General features: G+C 69.1%; 11 protein-coding genes and 4 pseudogenes. 3 read left to right on the top strand and 12 right to left on the bottom strand.

Going from position 1 to position 15,266, the window contains the following annotated elements; translation table 11 throughout:
• Window positions 1–113 precede the first annotated feature (113 nt).
• Both AC3ET3_RS35115 and AC3ET3_RS35110 read left to right on the top strand, forming a co-directional pair.
• Window positions 114–398 (top strand): annotated as a pseudogene (locus AC3ET3_RS35115) (transposase family protein); the annotation flags it as partial.
• Between the two features lie 133 nt (window positions 399–531).
• Complete coding sequence (locus tag AC3ET3_RS35110) at window positions 532–1,338, top strand: ISAs1 family transposase (RefSeq protein ID WP_435613623.1); 807 nt, start codon at window positions 532–534, stop codon at window positions 1,336–1,338.
• Here AC3ET3_RS35110 and AC3ET3_RS35105 read toward each other — a convergent pair.
• From AC3ET3_RS35105 to AC3ET3_RS35065, 9 genes and pseudogenes are all read right to left on the bottom strand, one after another.
• On the bottom strand, window positions 1,307–1,546 hold the full coding sequence (locus AC3ET3_RS35105) for a transposase (RefSeq protein WP_435613622.1): 240 nt from the start codon (window positions 1,544–1,546) through the stop codon (window positions 1,307–1,309). The two genes, AC3ET3_RS35110 and AC3ET3_RS35105, sit on opposite strands and share 32 nt — an antisense overlap.
• Window positions 1,543–1,899: a transposase gene (locus AC3ET3_RS35100; protein ID WP_432159200.1), complete on the bottom strand. Its 357-nt coding sequence runs from the start codon at window positions 1,897–1,899 to the stop codon at window positions 1,543–1,545. Before AC3ET3_RS35100 ends, AC3ET3_RS35105 begins: the two co-directional genes overlap by 4 nt.
• A 72-nt stretch (window positions 1,900–1,971) precedes the next feature.
• Window positions 1,972–2,841: pseudogene (locus tag AC3ET3_RS35095) on the bottom strand (ISL3 family transposase); the annotation flags it as partial.
• Window positions 2,842–3,008: 167 nt separating this feature from the next.
• Window positions 3,009–3,494 (bottom strand): Ig-like domain-containing protein, encoded by a 486-nt coding sequence (locus AC3ET3_RS35090; RefSeq protein ID WP_435613621.1) that lies wholly within the window; start codon window positions 3,492–3,494, stop codon window positions 3,009–3,011.
• Window positions 3,495–3,678: 184 nt separating this feature from the next.
• Window positions 3,679–4,698, bottom strand: a complete 1,020-nt coding sequence (locus AC3ET3_RS35085; protein ID WP_432139784.1) for an IPT/TIG domain-containing protein — start codon at window positions 4,696–4,698, stop codon at window positions 3,679–3,681.
• Between the two features lie 171 nt (window positions 4,699–4,869).
• The gene (locus AC3ET3_RS35080; RefSeq protein ID WP_432139783.1) at window positions 4,870–5,616 is read right to left on the bottom strand and encodes an IPT/TIG domain-containing protein; all 747 of its coding nucleotides are present in this window, start codon (window positions 5,614–5,616) and stop codon (window positions 4,870–4,872) included.
• Between the two features lie 905 nt (window positions 5,617–6,521).
• Window positions 6,522–7,600, bottom strand: a pseudogene (locus AC3ET3_RS35075) (MFS transporter).
• 129 nt (window positions 7,601–7,729) lie between these two features.
• Window positions 7,730–8,650: an IS3 family transposase gene (locus tag AC3ET3_RS35070; RefSeq protein ID WP_435613620.1), complete on the bottom strand. Its 921-nt coding sequence runs from the start codon at window positions 8,648–8,650 to the stop codon at window positions 7,730–7,732.
• Window positions 8,638–8,922 carry a transposase gene (locus tag AC3ET3_RS35065; RefSeq protein ID WP_432159132.1) on the bottom strand — a complete coding sequence of 95 codons (285 nt, stop codon included), beginning with the start codon at window positions 8,920–8,922 and terminating at the stop codon, window positions 8,638–8,640. The genes AC3ET3_RS35070 and AC3ET3_RS35065 overlap by 13 nt, the downstream gene beginning before the upstream one ends.
• Window positions 8,923–9,587: 665 nt before the next feature.
• Here AC3ET3_RS35065 and AC3ET3_RS35060 point away from each other — a divergent pair.
• Complete coding sequence (locus AC3ET3_RS35060; protein WP_435613619.1) at window positions 9,588–10,391, top strand: IPT/TIG domain-containing protein; 804 nt, start codon at window positions 9,588–9,590, stop codon at window positions 10,389–10,391.
• Window positions 10,392–10,813: 422 nt separating this feature from the next.
• Here AC3ET3_RS35060 and AC3ET3_RS35055 read toward each other — a convergent pair whose 3' ends face one another.
• The 3 genes and pseudogenes from AC3ET3_RS35055 to AC3ET3_RS35045 all read right to left on the bottom strand — a co-directional run bounded on the left by AC3ET3_RS35055 (window position 10,814) and on the right by AC3ET3_RS35045 (window position 13,075).
• A complete protein-coding gene (locus AC3ET3_RS35055; RefSeq protein ID WP_432140118.1) occupies window positions 10,814–11,407 on the bottom strand; it encodes a hypothetical protein in 594 nt (197 codons plus the stop codon).
• Between the two features lie 25 nt (window positions 11,408–11,432).
• Window positions 11,433–11,895, bottom strand: a pseudogene (locus AC3ET3_RS35050) (ATP-binding protein); the annotation flags it as partial.
• 871 nt (window positions 11,896–12,766) lie between these two features.
• A complete protein-coding gene (locus tag AC3ET3_RS35045; protein WP_432140119.1) occupies window positions 12,767–13,075 on the bottom strand; it encodes a glycosyltransferase in 309 nt (102 codons plus the stop codon).
• Window positions 13,076–15,266 lie beyond the last annotated feature (2,191 nt).

The raw sequence follows: 15,266 nt of genomic DNA, 5'->3' as shown, positions 1-15,266 counted from the left end.
CAGGGCTTGGGCGAGTTCCGGGGTCGGGGGGTTGGTCGGGCCGTGACCGGTTGGGGTGCATAGCAGAGCAGACACGGGCTTCGTGATCATTGGGGTGTCGAAGCTCAACGATCATGAGGTGGCCCGTGCCTGCCGCTGTATCTTCTCTCATCCCGTCGGTGTTGGTGAGGCTGGGTCCGCTGGACATCGGTCAAGTCGCTGACCTGCGGACGTTCCTGAATCTGGTGCCCGACCCGCGTGCGAGGCGGGGTCGCTGGTACTCGCTGAGCGCGATCCTCCTCGTCTGCGCCTGCGCGGCGGTGTCGGGAGCCAGGAGCGTCGACGAGATCGCCGAGTGGGCGGCGCGGGCCTCGGACACCGTGCTGACGGCCATCGGGGTCCGACGACATCCGCTGCGGTGGCGTCGTACTCCCTCGCGGACCACGATCGGCCGTGTGCTGGCGGCCGTCGACGGTGACGCCCCTGGACCGGGCCGTCGGTGCCTACCTCGCCGGCCGGAACTTTGCGGGACCGACTTCGGAGCAACGGCAGGTGATCGCCGTCGACGGCAAGTCGCTGAGAGGATCGGCCCGCCTGTCCGCCGGCCGCAGGCACCTGCTCTCCGCCGTCACCCACAACCGGGCCCTGACCCTCGCCCAGACGGAGGTCGGAGCCAAGACGAACGAGACCGCGCACTTCCGACCCCTGCTCGAACCGCTGGACCTGGACGGAACGCTGATCACCTTCGACGCCCTGCACTCGGTCCAGGCGAACGTCACCTGGCTGGTCGAGACCAAGAACGCCCACTACATCGCCATGATCAAGCGCAACCAGCCGACCGCCTACCGGCAGCTCGCCACCCTGCCTTGGCCCGACATCGCCGTCCAGCACACCGCCTCCTCCACCGGACACGGCCGCCACGAATCCCGCTCCATCAGGACCTGCGGCATCGCCGACGAACTCGGCGGAATCGCCTTCCCTCACGCCCGCCTCGCCCTCCGCGTCCACCGACGCCGCCGGCAAACCGGCCGTCGCGAAACTCGCGAGACGGTCTACGCCGTCACCAGCCTCGACGCCCACCAGGCCACCCCGGCCGAACTCGCCGCCGCCGTCCGCGGCCACTGGAGCATCGAAGCCCTGCACCACATCAGAGACGTGACCTACGCCGAGGACGCCTCCACCCTCCACACCGGCACCGGACCCCGCGCCATGGCCACCTTCCGCAACCTCGCCATCGGCCTGCTCAAAACCCTTGGAGCCACCAACATCGCCAAAACCACCCGGGCAATCCGCGACCAGCCCGAACGAGCCCTCCCACTCCTGGGCATCACCAACAACCCCGACCCTCACGGAACTTGATCAAGCCCTGGCCGTAGGCGCCGTCGGAGTCGGTGTGGACGGCGCGGATCCGTTCGGCCAGGGCCCGGTCGGCGGCCTGCCGCGCTCTCCGTGCGGCGGCCCCGTCCCGCCACTTGTAGTAGCTGGACCGGTTCACGCCCAGCACCTGGCACAACCGCTTCACCTCGTAGGCGTCCCGGTGGTCGTGGACGAACTGGAAGCGGTTCACCAGTTCGTCTCGCCGGCGAAATACTTGGCCGCCTTGCGCAGGATGTCCCGCTCGGTGGTCAGCTTCCGCTCGCTGGCCTCCAACTCGGCCACCCGGGCCTGAAGCTGCCGGATGCGCTCGTCGGGGTCGGCGGACGGTGCCGGCTGTCCTGCCCGGGCCGGCGCAGCCCCACCCGACCGAGCCGGCGCGGGGGCGACGCCGCGACGTTCCCGGTCCCGCAGCACCCACTCACGCAGCGTCGCCCTGTTGATGCCCAGGTCAGCGGCGATGCTCTTGTAGGTCGCCCCGGGCGTGGACTCGTACAGGGCCACGGCATCGGCCTTGAACTCGTCCGAGTAGTCCTTCATCGTCATCGGCGGTGTTCTCGCTTCCTCCGGATCAAGCAGATCCAGTATCAGCGTGTCCACCACTCAGGGGGAGACCCCGTTCAGGCAGCCGGTGAACCCGAGGGCCTTGATCTCTTCGAAGAGGCGCTGGACGGGCACGGCGGGATCCTCGGCACGGCGTTTGCGCAGGTGCTCGCGGTAGGGGTGGACGAGGCCGGCGCGGTATTTGGGGACGCGGAGCATGCGCTCGGGCCGGTCGGCGCGGGCGCCTTCTCGAGCATGCCGTGGACCTGATGCCAGCGCTCCAGGGTTGTCTGCGCGCGGGGCCCGTCGTAGATGGGCGCGGCGGACGGCCTCGGCGTAGGTCGCTGAGCCGTCACGGCACACGATCTCGATGCCCGGATGTTCGCGTAGCCACGCCTCCAGCGTGTCGGCGGTGCGGTCGGGCAGCACGTCGATCCGCTCGTGGGTCTCGGTATCGACGATCACGGTGGCGTAGCGGTGCCGCCGGCGCAGAGCGAAGTCGTCGACGCCGATCGCACGGGGCGTCCGCCCGTTGGGCAGCGGGATGCGTAGCAGGGTGCGCAGGGCCGTGTGACGTGACAGGCCCACCGCGGGTATCGCCAGCAGACGCGATCCAGCCCGGCCCGCTAACTCTGCGGCCACGGCCTTGACCTGCCTGGTCAGGCGGGTGGTGCGGCGCTGGTATCGGTCCAGGACTCCGGGCATCTGCTCACGGAAGGTCTGTCGGCAGCCTCGTGTGGGGCACACCAGACGCCGCACCCGCACACGGACCACCACCCGGCGGTCGTCTACCGGCACGTCGGCGACTGTCCGCCAGTGGTAGCCGTGCACCCGCCCCGTCGATGCCCCGCACACCGGACACGGCGCCATGTCCTGCGGCGTTCGCGCCCGCACCACGAGCCGCTCACCCTCGTCGGCCACATCCTCGACGACCAGCGGGAACAGACCCGCACAAGCTTGTTGACGTCCTTCACACGAAGTTCAACGACCCTCACAACTCTCCGTCACCACCGAATGTGAGACAGGGCCGTTCGATTGACAGACCCGGGCGGGAGCCTCTTCCGGCCTGGCACGTGCCAGGCCGGAAGAGGCTCCCGTCCTGCCAAGTGCGGTCAGGGCCGGACGATGGTCACGGGGTTGTGGATGTCGCCGACGTTGAAGTTGATCAGTCCGCCGCAGACGAGCACGCACGACCAGGGTGACGGCTCGGGCGGGGCGGGTGCCTGCGCAACTTGCACGACGGTGGTGTTGCTGGAGGCGTCGCAGTTCCCGTTGCCGCTGTAGGCGGCGGTGATCGTGTGGGTGCCGGTCGAGGCGAAAGTGGCGGTGTAGTCGGCTTGTCCGGTCGCGGTGACGGGCACTGTGGTGAGTAGTACGTCGCCGTCGAAGAAAGTCATGCCGAGACCGCCGCTCGGGTCCATCTCGCAGGTGACGGCTGCTTGCAGCTGAACCGGTGTTCCGGGGGTGGTGGATGCCGGGGTCGCGGTGACGGTGGTGGTCGAGGTGGCGGCCGCAGCGGGTGAGGCCAGCCCGAGCACGACTGCCGCCGCGGTGGCGATGACCAGCTTCCCTCTGCTTCGCCCGTGTCCATGTCGCACCGGTTTGACTCCTTGCCTTGTCCGACGGGCCGGCAAGCCCGTATGCGTGGCACGCTTTTGGCTAGGTCGATGTACCCCCGCCCGAAGCGGGTGTCCCAAGGTCAACCCGAGTGGGCCAAATCGTGTGTGCGAACCGGGTGGGTCTGAGCTCCCCCTTGCCGGCACCGGCAGGGTGTTGCGGCCTTCAGAGCCCCGGCGGCGCCAGGCGTGTGTAGGTCAGGCTGTTGCTCGTTCCGCCCGCCGTGGTCACGGTGACCGGTACCGGCCCCGCCGCCCCGGCCGGCACCGTGGCGGTGGCCTGGGTGTCCGAGACGACTGTGAACCCTGCGGCCACACCACTGAACTTCACCGCCGAGGCGGTGGAGAGATGCAGGCCGGTCAGGGTGACCGTCGCGGCGTGGGTGGGCCCATTGTCGGGCACCAGCTCGGTCAAAGAGGGAGCGGCGACGTAGGAGAACGGGACGGGGTTGCTGGTCCCGCCCGGCGTGGTGACCGTGATCTCGCTGGTGCCTGCCCCCGCAGGTGCCGTGGCCGTGATCTTGTTCGCGGAGTCCACGGTGAAGGAAGCCGCGTTCGTGGTGCCGAACCGTACTGCGCCGGCGTTCAGCAGGTCTCTACCGAGCAGTGTCACCACTGTGCCCCCGGATGCCGGGCCCAGTCCGGGATCGCCGGAGGTGAGCACGGGCGGGGCGGCATAGAAGAAGTACCCGTGCGGGGAGAGGGCACTGGTGCCGCCGGGTGTCGTGACCGTCACCGCCGTCGCACCCGGGGCTCCGGCGGGGGTGACGGCGGTGATCTGCGTGGCCGAGTTGACGGTGTAGGAGGCGGCGTTCGTGCCGCCGAAGCGCACGGCGGTCGTGCCGGTGAAGCCGTTGCCGGTGATCGTGACCGACGTGCCGCCCGACGTCGGTCCGTCACTGGGCGACACCGTGCCGACTACCGGGACTGCGGCTGCCACATAGGTGAAGGTCACCGCATTGCTGGTGCCGGTCGGGCTGACCACCGTCACCGGTACGGATCCCGCGCTGCCGGCGGGGGTGACGGCGGTGATCTGCGTGGCCGAGTTGACGGTGTAGGAGGCGGCGTTCGTGCCGCCGAAGCGGACGGCGGTCGCCCCGATCAACCCGCTGCCGATGAGGGTGACGGGGGTACCACCGGTCGTGGGGCCCTGAGAGGGGCTCACCACACTGATGGCTGGAGGCATGGAAACGCTCCTAGACAGGGGAAGGGCCTGGAGGGCACCACCGTGGCCCGATCAAGGTGACGCCGTTCCAGCGGGCGCCGAGTCCGACCGGTGCACCGGTGCCCCGAGGGAAGAACGGGATACCGCGGGCGCCGCCGCCCGCTGTGTCCGGGCGGCGGCTGTTGCCGGCGGTCAGATCCCGGGGCCGGCGACGTAGGTGAAGGCACCGACGGCGGTGTCCGAACCGGCCGGGTTGGTGACGGTGACGTCGACCAGGCCGGCGGCGCCGGGCGGAGTGACCACCGACAGTGTGGTCGTGTTCACCACGGAGAACGGCGCCGGAGCGCCGTCGAAGGTGACCGAGTCGGTGCTGTCGAGGTTCGTCCCGGTGATCGTCACCGCGGTGCCACCGGACGTGGGCCCGGTGGCCGGGGCGAGACTGGTGACGCCCGGGAGGTCGACGTAGGTGTAGGACAGGCCGTTGTTGGTGCCCCCGGCGGTGGTCACACTCACTCCCACCGGGCCGGCCGCTGCCCCCGCCGGCACGGTCACACTGAGCTGAGTGTCGGAGATGACCGTCGGCGTCGCGGTCAACCCACCGAAGGACACACTGGTCGCCGTGGACAGTCCCACCCCGTTCAGGGTGATCGAGTTGCCGCCGACCAGTGGCCCGGACGTGGCCCCCAGGGAGGACTTGAACGGTGCGCCGACGTAGAAGAACGGCACAGGGTTGCTGGTCCCGCCCGGCGTGGTCACGGTCACTCCGACCGTGCCCGTCCCGGACGGTGCCACCGCCGTGACCGTGTTGGCGTCGACGTTGGTGACGCTCGTGGCCGGCTTGGTGCCGAAGGTCACCCCACTGGTGCCTGACAGGTTGGTGCCGGTGATGGTGACGAGCGTGCCGCCACCGGTGGAACCCTGATTCGGAGAGATGGGCATGAGGAAGCTCCTCGCTGATGCAGCAGGGACAGGGACGTACGAGCCGTCGGGCCCTCCGGCCACCAGGGCAGCTCTGCGGAAGGCCGTGCGGTGACATCCGGCGCGACCGTGGGAAGTCCCCCGGAGGAGGAAGGCGACTGGGGTCGTCCTGTGGAGCCCGCGAGGATTCCCTTGGGGACAGGCAAGGAGAAACCGGCAGACGCCGCCATTACCACGATTCCCCGGATACGGGATGGGCGGCCCACCGGTTCGTGCATCTAACTAGACCTGAACGGCCTACATGTGACAAGACATCAACCCGAGCATCACTCGAACGGCTCAGCGCACAACAGCAACGCGCCTCCGAAACACGCTCCCGCGTGCACGACCACTTCAGCCGTGCCCATCCACGCCCTGGCACATCGGCCTCGTTGCGGCGCGTAGTCCGCATGACCAGACGGGTCCCCGAACCGGAGGCCGGGGCCGGGTGGCGACCGGGAGCGGACCGTCCGGGAGGTGAGAGGCGGCCGGACCCGATGCCTCCACCGGATCCGCGTCTCCCCGCCCCGGTGTCCAGCCGGCCGGCGCGGGCACCACCCGCACCTCATGGCTGATTCTCATTTCGAGACCTCGGCTTCGGCCGTGACGCAGCAGTCCTGCCGGGTGCACGTGTGTGCGCAGTCCCCACAAGGCTACGGGCACACCGATGGCAACCAGGGCGGCAGCCGTGCAGAGACCGGCCTGATAGCCCATGAGGAAGGCATGCCCGGATCCGGCGCCCGTGGAGGAGACCGAACGCTGCACGGACGTCACGATCAGACCGACCACGGCGATGCCGAACACGCCCGATGCTTCGTGTGTGGCACTGAACAGTCCTGCCGCGATGCCGGAGAGCCGGTCGGGGGCGGACTCCAGAGCGCGTGTGGTCAGCGGGACCGCCAGGCCCGAGCCGACCCCGATCGCCGCCAGTCCCGGCAGGAGGTCGACCGTCTCGCCTCGCCTGCTCCCCAGCGCCACCAGCAGCAGGCCCAGCGCCACCAGGAACATTCCCGCCGCGGCCACCCTTGCGTCTCCCAGCCGACGCGCCAGTGCCCCGTGACAAAGGGAGCGGTGGCAAGGAGGGCCGCGGCCACCGGCGTGAACATGAGTCCGGCAGAGGTGGGGCTCAGGCGGAGAAAATTCTGCAGAAAGAGAGTGGTGAAGAAATAGACCCCGCTGACGCCGAGCCCCCGCAGGAGCTGCGTGATCAGTCCGCACGCGAAAGCTCGCCTTCCGAAGAGGGTGGAGAGAATCCCTCGGCCATGAGGCGACGATCTCGCTGCGAGTACGATCAGGGAGAGAGCGGAAACGGCAGCGACAACCATGATGCGAGGGTCTACGAAACCGTCCTGAGGGCCCTCGATGAGGCAGTACGCAAGCCCGCCGATGAAAATGCATGCCAGAGCAACCGCGCTCAGGGGTGCGGTGGGTGCGTCACTTTCCTGCGGTGCAGGACGGGGCGTCGGGCAGGGCACAAATGCGGCACAGGACAGGAGGCGGACCACCCCGACGGGGACGTTGATCACGAACAGCCAATTCCATCCCAGGTGCTCGGTGATCACTCCGGAAAGGACGGGGCCGCAGGCCAAGGCGGTGGCCAGTGCGACCGTGAGAGTGGTGGAGCCGGGATTCCTGGAACGGGGCGGAAGGTCGTGGGCAAGAACTGCCAGAGCTGCAGGAAGGACCAGGGCGGCGCCCACCCCTGCAGGCCCCGGCCCGCGATCAACATCGCCGCTTGCGTCGATACACCGCACAGGATCGACGCCAGTGTGAAGATCACGACACCGAGAAGGAGGGTGAGGCGCCGGCCCTTGCTCTCCGCCAGTTGACCGCCGAAAAGAAGAAAACTGGCATGGATAAGCGGGTAGATCGCGGCCACCCATTTCAATCCCGCTTCGTCGAGCGCGAGTTCAGTCTGAATCTGGGGCAGGGCCACGTTGACGACGGTGCCGTCCAAGGCCGTCATGAAGGAAGGATAACGGCCATCAGAATGCCAAGGATTCGCAGACGGCTCATCAACCAGCCCCATGGGTCGGCCCGGTACCAATGACGTGAACCACGTAAGGTGTCAATCCCCTCGCAGCGTGGAGACGATCTATGCGGCCAGTCCCTCGGCGAGGGTGGCTCGGTAGTCACGTTCGTAGTCGATCGGGCTCTTGAACCCGCACATGCTGTGCAGCCGCCTGGCGTTGTAGAAGTCGGTGATCCAGGTGGCGATCCTGATCCGGGCCTCGGCGCGGGTGCGGAAGGCATGCCGGTGGACGTACTCGACCTTCAGCACGCTGTTGAACGCCTCGCTCACGGCGTTGTCGAACCATGACCCGACCCGGCCCATGGACTGGGTCACGCCGAGTTTGCGGCACGCCCGCCGAAAGCGCCGAGACGTGTACTCGCTGCCCCTGTCCGTGTGCATGATCACGCCGCGTACGTCGCCGCCGCGGGTGGCCGCGGCCATGTTCAGGGACGCGACGACCAGGTCGGCGTCGTGACGCTCGGCCATCGCGTAGCCGAGCAGGCGGCGGGAGAACAGGTCGATGACCGTCGCCAAGTACAGCTTGCCCTCGCCGGTTTCGATCTCTGTGAGATCGCCGCACCAGACGAGGTCGGGCTCCTCGGCGGTGAAGTCCCGGCGCACGAAGTCCGCGGCGGCCGGCCGCTTGCCCGGCCTGGTCAGCGACCGGCGCCGCCGGATCTTCCGTCCGGCCAGCCCGAGCTCGGCCATGACCTTGGCGACCGTGTTCACCGACACCCGCCAGCCGCGCCGGACCAGCTCGATGAACACCTTCGGCGAGCCGTAGGTGCCCCCGGACCGCTGGAAGATCTCCTCGATCTCCTCCGCCAGGTGCTGCCGGCGCGCCTCCCGCGCGGTCGGTTCACGATCGCGCCACTTGTAGAACCAGGACTCGGACACGCCCAGTGCCCGGCAGCCGATGCGCTGCGGAATCTTCTGTTCGGCCTTGCAGCTGCTGATCACCCTGACCGCCACGGCCGGGTCCGCCTCAGCTACTTCACCCACAAGGCCACGAATCGCTTGCACACATCACGCTCCATCTCCAGCTCACGGATGCGCTTGTCCTTCTCCCGGGCCTCGGCCCGCAGCCGCTCCAACTCGGCCCGCTCACCCTCCCGTAAGCGGCCACCCGAGCCTGCCCCCGCCGACGTCTGGACGGGCGTGCCCGACGACGGCGAGCCGTTGCGCTTGGTCCGCGACACCCAGCTGTGCAGCGTCCCCGGATGCACACCGAGCTCCTCGGCCACCTCCGGGATCGGCTTCCCGGTCTCCGTCACGATCCGTACCGCCCCCCTCGCGGAACTCCGCGTTGTAGATGTGCTTCCTGGATCCCACGACCCTCAACTATCCCTCCGGTCACGGTCTCCACGCTACGAGGGGAGGTTCAGTTCGACGTTGTTCCCGCCGCGGGGAGTGCGAGCGTCCTCCTGGCGGATTCCTGGTGCACTTGCACGGGAGTCGCACGGATGTATCGCACGAGAGGGGGCGCGTGCCTGCACACAAAGGTGCGGTGCGGGCCCGGGGGCGCTGGAAGAGCTCTCCGCGCGCCTGCCATTCGAGTGACGTTCGGTCAGTTCCCTTGCCCCCGCTCACCCGTAATGGGTCACTGAAGGCACCGGTAGGCAGCCCATCCCATCCGGGCTGTGTGCATCACCAGATGCGCGCAGACCTCTCTGATGCGTGTTCCGCAGTACATGTGGCTGCCTCGCCACCCGTTCAAAGCCACACGGTCGCCCGACGGCGCATCTCAAGCCGTCGGATGTCGACCACGGATCGTCGGGCTTCTCACCGGCACTGTGGGCGCGCGCTTCCCTCTCCCGGACTGCCCTCTGCCCCGCCGGCTCCTCCGTGCTCCTTCGGGGGCGGAGTCAGCCAGGGCGGCCCCGTGAAGGGGCGTGGCGGATCCGCCTGAGCAACAACCACCCGTTCCAGGAGGACACTCATGTCTCAAACGACCCTGCTCCCCGTCCTGACCCAGCCGACGCTGATCGGCGCGGTTCCCGGCTTCGGGCCGAGCACCGGCGGGAACGTCGTCCTGCTCATCGGCACCAACCTGGGCGGCGCGACCTCGGTGACCTTCGGGGGAACGCCCGCGACCGTCGTCTCCCAGGACCCCTTCGGGTTCCTGATCACCGTGGTCGCGCCGCCGCATGCCGTCGGTGAGGTGCCCGTGGTGGTGACCACCCCGGCGGGCGCCAGTTCGCCGGCGAACTACACCTACTACGGGCCCGTCCCCTCTCCGCCGAGTGTTCTCCTCCTCACTCCGGCGACCGGTCCCACCACCGGAGGCACCCCCTTCACGATCGTCGGTGCCAATCTCAGTGGCGCGAGCGTTACGTTCGGTGGTGTACCCGCCGTCGCCGTGAACGATGTCGGGGGCGTGATCCTCACCGGTGTCACTCCTGCCGGAGCGGCGGGCAACGTGGCGGTCGTCGTGACGACCCCGGCGGGCAGCGCGACCGTGGCAGGCGGCTACACCTACGTCGCGCCCGCTCTTCCCACCGTGGTGTCGATCTCCCCGGTCTCCGGCCCCGTCGCCGGTGGCACGCCGATCGTCATCATCGGCACCAACCTCACCGGGGCGAGCGTGACCATCGGAGGTGCTTCGGTGACCGGTGTGGTGGTCGACCCCACCGGCACGGTGCTGCTTGGCATCGCCCCGCCGGGAACGGCCGGGAACGCGGCCGTCGTCGTGACGACCCCGGCGGGCAGCGCGACCGTGGCAGGCGGCTACACCTACGTCTGACCGATGCGTGTGTGGGCCGGACGGCGGTCGCCGTCCGGCCCGCACACGCATCGGTCAGGCGATCGGCCCGCCAGGCCGCGCGGTTTCAGCGGCGGTTGTGACCTGGCATACCGGGGCCGGCGTGCCGGGCAGCGGTTGCGACTTTGTGACGCCGGACCAGGAGGTGGACGCATGTGAGAGCCGCCACCGGTGGCAGGGCGGTCGTGGTGACGCCGGGCAGTGGGGTGTCTGAGCCGCGATCCGTTTCCGAACGTCATCGTTTAGTTCGGGTGGGTGGGTATGAACTCCGGTCGGCAGTGGGAGAGATGGGCGTGGCTGGTCCGCTCCTCCGGGTCGTGGAGGTGGCTGGTTGTCGGCGTACTCCTGGCTGTACTCCACCGAGTACGGAGATATGCACCGGTAATGAGGCCGTGAGGCCGTCGTCACCCGGGCATGGCGATGGCAGGGCTATGAACCTCCCGGACGACTGCGGTGCCGGCAACGGTTTGGTCCTCGTGCATGGTGATCCGCTGGTCGGGCTGGACGTGCACCCACTGGGAGGGTGTGAGGGGCACGAGTCGAACCGTGGCGCGTCCGCCGGGCTCCAGAGAGGGCATGTCCTCAACCCAGAGAGAGGCGATGCTCACCGCATGTCCACCGGTGGGCGAAAGGTGTCCGATGTCCCACATGGGCCGTAGAACCCCGGCGCCAGAGACTGCCGTCGTGCGTCGCGCCTCGGCGGCAGGACGGAGCGTCAGATCCGCCCGGATCACGCCGTGACGAATCTCGGAACACCGCCGATGGCACCAAGCTGCGCTCCGCTCAAGCCGGAGCTGATCAGCCGCGTCGGCGAGCTTCGCCCAGAATGCGAGAGGGAGTGGGCGAGCGCCCCCGAGTTCCTCCAGCAGATTCAGGGCGATCTCCCACTCGTCGTGGACGAGGTAGTCCCAGATGTCCCGCACCGTGACGTCGTTCTCGGTAGCGGTCTCTTCCGGGACCAGCAGAGAAGCTGATTCGAGCAGCTCAGGGACGACCATGCGCTCATTGTCGAGTACGTCGCTATCAGGCTGCGCTTTCCTGGTCCCGCTCGATGGCGGCGAGCCGGTACTTGAGCCGGCAGCTGGGGCGGTTGATGGAGATCGCGTCGCAGTGGTGGAGGAGCCGGTCGAGGATCGCGGTGGCCGGTACTTCGTCGCCGAAGACCCCACTGGCTGACGGTCTGTTCGAGGTGAGAATGATCGAGCCCCTCTCGAAACGCTTGGAGATCACCTGGAACACCAGGGTGACCTCGTCCCGCTCCAGTGGCTGGTAGCCGACCTCGTCGACGACGAGAACGCCGGGACGCAGGCAGGAGCCGAGTTTGCTGATCAGGCGCCCGGCCGCCTCGGCGGCTTCGAGATTTGCGGACCATGTCGTCGAGGCCGGTGAAGTAGTGCACGCTCCAGGCCGTACTTCGGTGCCTACCGGGCCGCCGGTCGAGCACGCACAGGGCTGCTGTCAGCCGGGGCCTGTAGACCAGCGCCGGCTTTTGGGGGGCGAGTTTCTTCGCCGTGGGGACGGCCGGCGTCCTCAAACGGATCGGAGGTGATCATTCCGCTCAGGACGCTGGGCACGACCAGCAGTGCTGTGCAGGTGACGGCAAAGGCGATGCCGGGGAGCAGTGCCGGCAATCGGGAGGAGCCGAAGGAGGGGTGCGGGTGCGGCGGCGGGCTGACCTTGACGGGCGCGGGTGGGATGTCCACGGGCGGGGTGGGCCGTTGCTGGTCCTCCAGGCCGGTCTGCTGAAGGAGTTGGGCCGCTCGGAGGCGAACTGCCGGCGGGGCATGGCGCCTGGGGACGACCGCGTGTCCGGGACGGGCACGGGCGTGTCGCCCCAGGAGCAGGGCCGGCCGTCGCCGGAGGGGCGGTGCATGTCCGCGTACGGCGCCGGCGGGAGAGGTTTCGGGGCGGGGTAGCTCCCCAGAAGTGCTCGGGGGTGCAGGCGTGTCGTCTCGATGGTCTGGCGAGTATGCACGAGCCGACGCGGTAACGCGGTTTGAGTCTGGGTGTTCGGCGTGGAGTCCGGGTTGGGCGCAGGCCGTCGACCGGCGCACGGGAAGGCCGGGGATCGACGGCGGTGTCATCGCGTCCGGGTGTGCAGGGGACCGTGTCCGGGTGGTGCATTCGCGTCGGTGCGAACGAGCGGGGGCGGGGAAGGAGACGAGGCCGGATGGGTGAGGACAGCGAATCGGTCGTCTCACAGCCGGTCTTGCTGCATTGCAGCTTCACCGATCTCCCTGCTGCGAGGTCTGGGGGCCGCGGCGGTGGAAGCGGTCCGGTGGCAGCCGGCCCTGCCGATCGCGCGGAGGACGGGCGGGAAGGTGCACGGCCCCGGCCCACGGGGTTCGGCGGTGGCGTCACCTGTACGAGCCTGTCCAGGACCTGGCAGGCGCGGGCAGCGCGCGTCCTCGGCCTTGAGCGAACGGCCGATGTGCCGGGCGGCCCGGGCGTGGGCGGTCTTTGTAAACGAGTGCGCGCAAGCGCTGGGCGAGAGCAGGAACGGAGAGGTGGCGGGCGGGCAGCGGCTCAGGGCCCGCGCCCAGGCTGTGCACGCGGCCGGCCCAGTAGGCCTGGTCACCGAAGAACGGACAGACCGGGAACGGCACTGCGGCCCGCAGTGCCGAAGCGGTGGTGCCCGCACCGCCGTGGTGGACGACTGCGGCCATTTTGGAGAACAGCCAGTCGTGAAGTGTGCCACCGGCCACCAGCATGTCCTTCTCACTGGTGGCAGGGTCCCCGGCCAGGACGCCCCGGAGTCCCACTTGCCGTAGTGCCGTTCGTACGAGGTGCTCGGTGGCCCGTGGGTCTTGGGTCCTCATGCTGCCGAACCCGACGTACACGGGTGGGGGACCCTCGTCCAGGAAGGAGAGCAGCCGTCGCGGCGGCTGCCACTGCGGCTGCTCGTGGTGCCAGAAACCGGTCATGTGGACGTTCGGCCCCCAGTCGGTCGGTCGTGGCACGACCGTGGCGCTGAACGCGCACAGGACCGGGGCCCTACGGATTCGGCGAACGGGATCGGTCAGGGGCAGGGCCGGGAGGCCGGGGCTCTTGCTGCGCCAGGGGTTGATGAATCGACGGCACACCAGCCAGGACCCCAGGTCGACGGCGCCGAAGCTGAGCCGGTTGCCGAGGGAGCCCAGGAAGCGAGCAGCCGGAGCAAGCGGGTGCGGAAATTCCCTCGTGGGGTGGCTCGGCTGAAAGCGGATGACCGCGTGCGGGACACGCAGGTACTGGCTCAGGTGAACGCCGATGAAGCTGAAGGCGGGAGCCAGGATTAGATCGGCTCCTTCGGCACCCGCTCGGGCTGCCGCGAGGATCGGGCCGATCCGGGGTTCCAGGACTCTGTTGATGTTGCGGATGACCGCACAGGGATTGGTGGGGCCTGCAAGGAGCTCCTGGCCCTCCGCCGACTGGATGATCTCGAAAGGGTCGGCAGGCAGGGGGGGAACTCCAGCCCGGCGCCCTCGACGAGGTCCTCGTAGCGGGACGGCCGCCCCGCGGGAGGCGGACACAGGGGCGCGGCGATGCGGGGTGGACAGCCAAGGCTGCGGGCCAGGTGAGCGTGTCCGGGTCCCTCAGCGTTCTGGGACTTCGTGGAACGTGTCAGGTTGCGGCGCTGCCGTCGAAGTCGTGTGTCACGGCGTACGCCGGGCACCTGCCGAACCTCGAAGGCGACCGGCGCGAAACCGGTGTCTTCGTCAGTCGGGGGGCGGCAGTCAAGGGCCCCTCTCTCACGCACTCCTGAAGCGGAATCACAATGACCAGTGCATATCGTGACCAATGGTGTGTCTGGGTGCCAGGAGACGCACCGCGGGGCAAGGGGTCGGTGCGTTGCTCCGATGCTGCCGGGGCCGGCCTCGGGCCGGTGCCGGCGGGCACCGCGCGCACGAGTTCCTGCACGGCCGGCCTCGCGAACCCGTGCGGCCACGACGCCGACTCCCCCACATCAAAGTGCTGCCGGGGGCCGGCCTCGGGTTTCCTCCGCGACGTGCGGCGGGCCCGCTTCACCGCCCCCGGGCAGGCCCGGGCGCACGGCGAGGGTGCCGTTTCGGGGCCGCCGGTCCCGTCCGCCCACCGGGCCGCGGGCGGTCGACTCCGCTCCCGCACGTATCCGCGTCCCCGGCCGACAGTCCGTGGCCGTCCTCGAGAACCGGCGTCCGCTGCGGCAGGTGCGGTGCGGCACCACCCGCGTCACCGCACTCCTTCAGGCCGCCGTCCGCCTCCGCATGACCGGCTCAACCGGGGTCGAGAAGACTCAGGATCCGGCAAGGAAGGGAACATCCGCCCCGAAACCCACGTGACCCGGGACTCGAAAGCCACAATGCCGGCCCCAGAAAAAGGACCGCCGTGCAGCACCTCGACCCCGTGATTATGGACCGAAAGCGTGCCGCCCAACCGCCCAGCCGGTGCCATTCGACATGGCACCGGCTGGGGGATCCACTCCCACTTCGGGGGTGCCCATCGCGACATCAGACTGGACACTGTGCTGCCCTGCGCGCAAGGCAGACAGCGGCCATACCGGACATCGCGCCCCCCGAGAGGGATGGGCACCCACCGGTTGGATACGTACAGTGACCCAGGGTGCGGAGTATGCCGCAAGGGGGTCTGTTCATGAGTCACCCGATCGGCGGGGCGCACCAAAGGGGCGCATGCACGGCACGACTCGGGTCGTCTGGCCGAAAACTCTTGCCCAGGCCTCGCCCGGGAAGCAGTGCGAGTGCACCCGGCCGTTCAATTCGCGTCCTGCGTACACACAACCACACGGCAGACGCGGTGATGCAACGATTCCGCAGACCGCTGTTCACGGTGCATGTTCCAGCCACACGGCGACAGCCCGACCGCCCGACCATCTCCACC

It is taken from the genome of Streptomyces sp. bgisy159 (genome assembly GCF_057707805.1).
The sequence above is the reverse complement of the archived record's forward strand: the minus strand, read 5'-3'. Positions and strand labels throughout refer to the sequence as shown.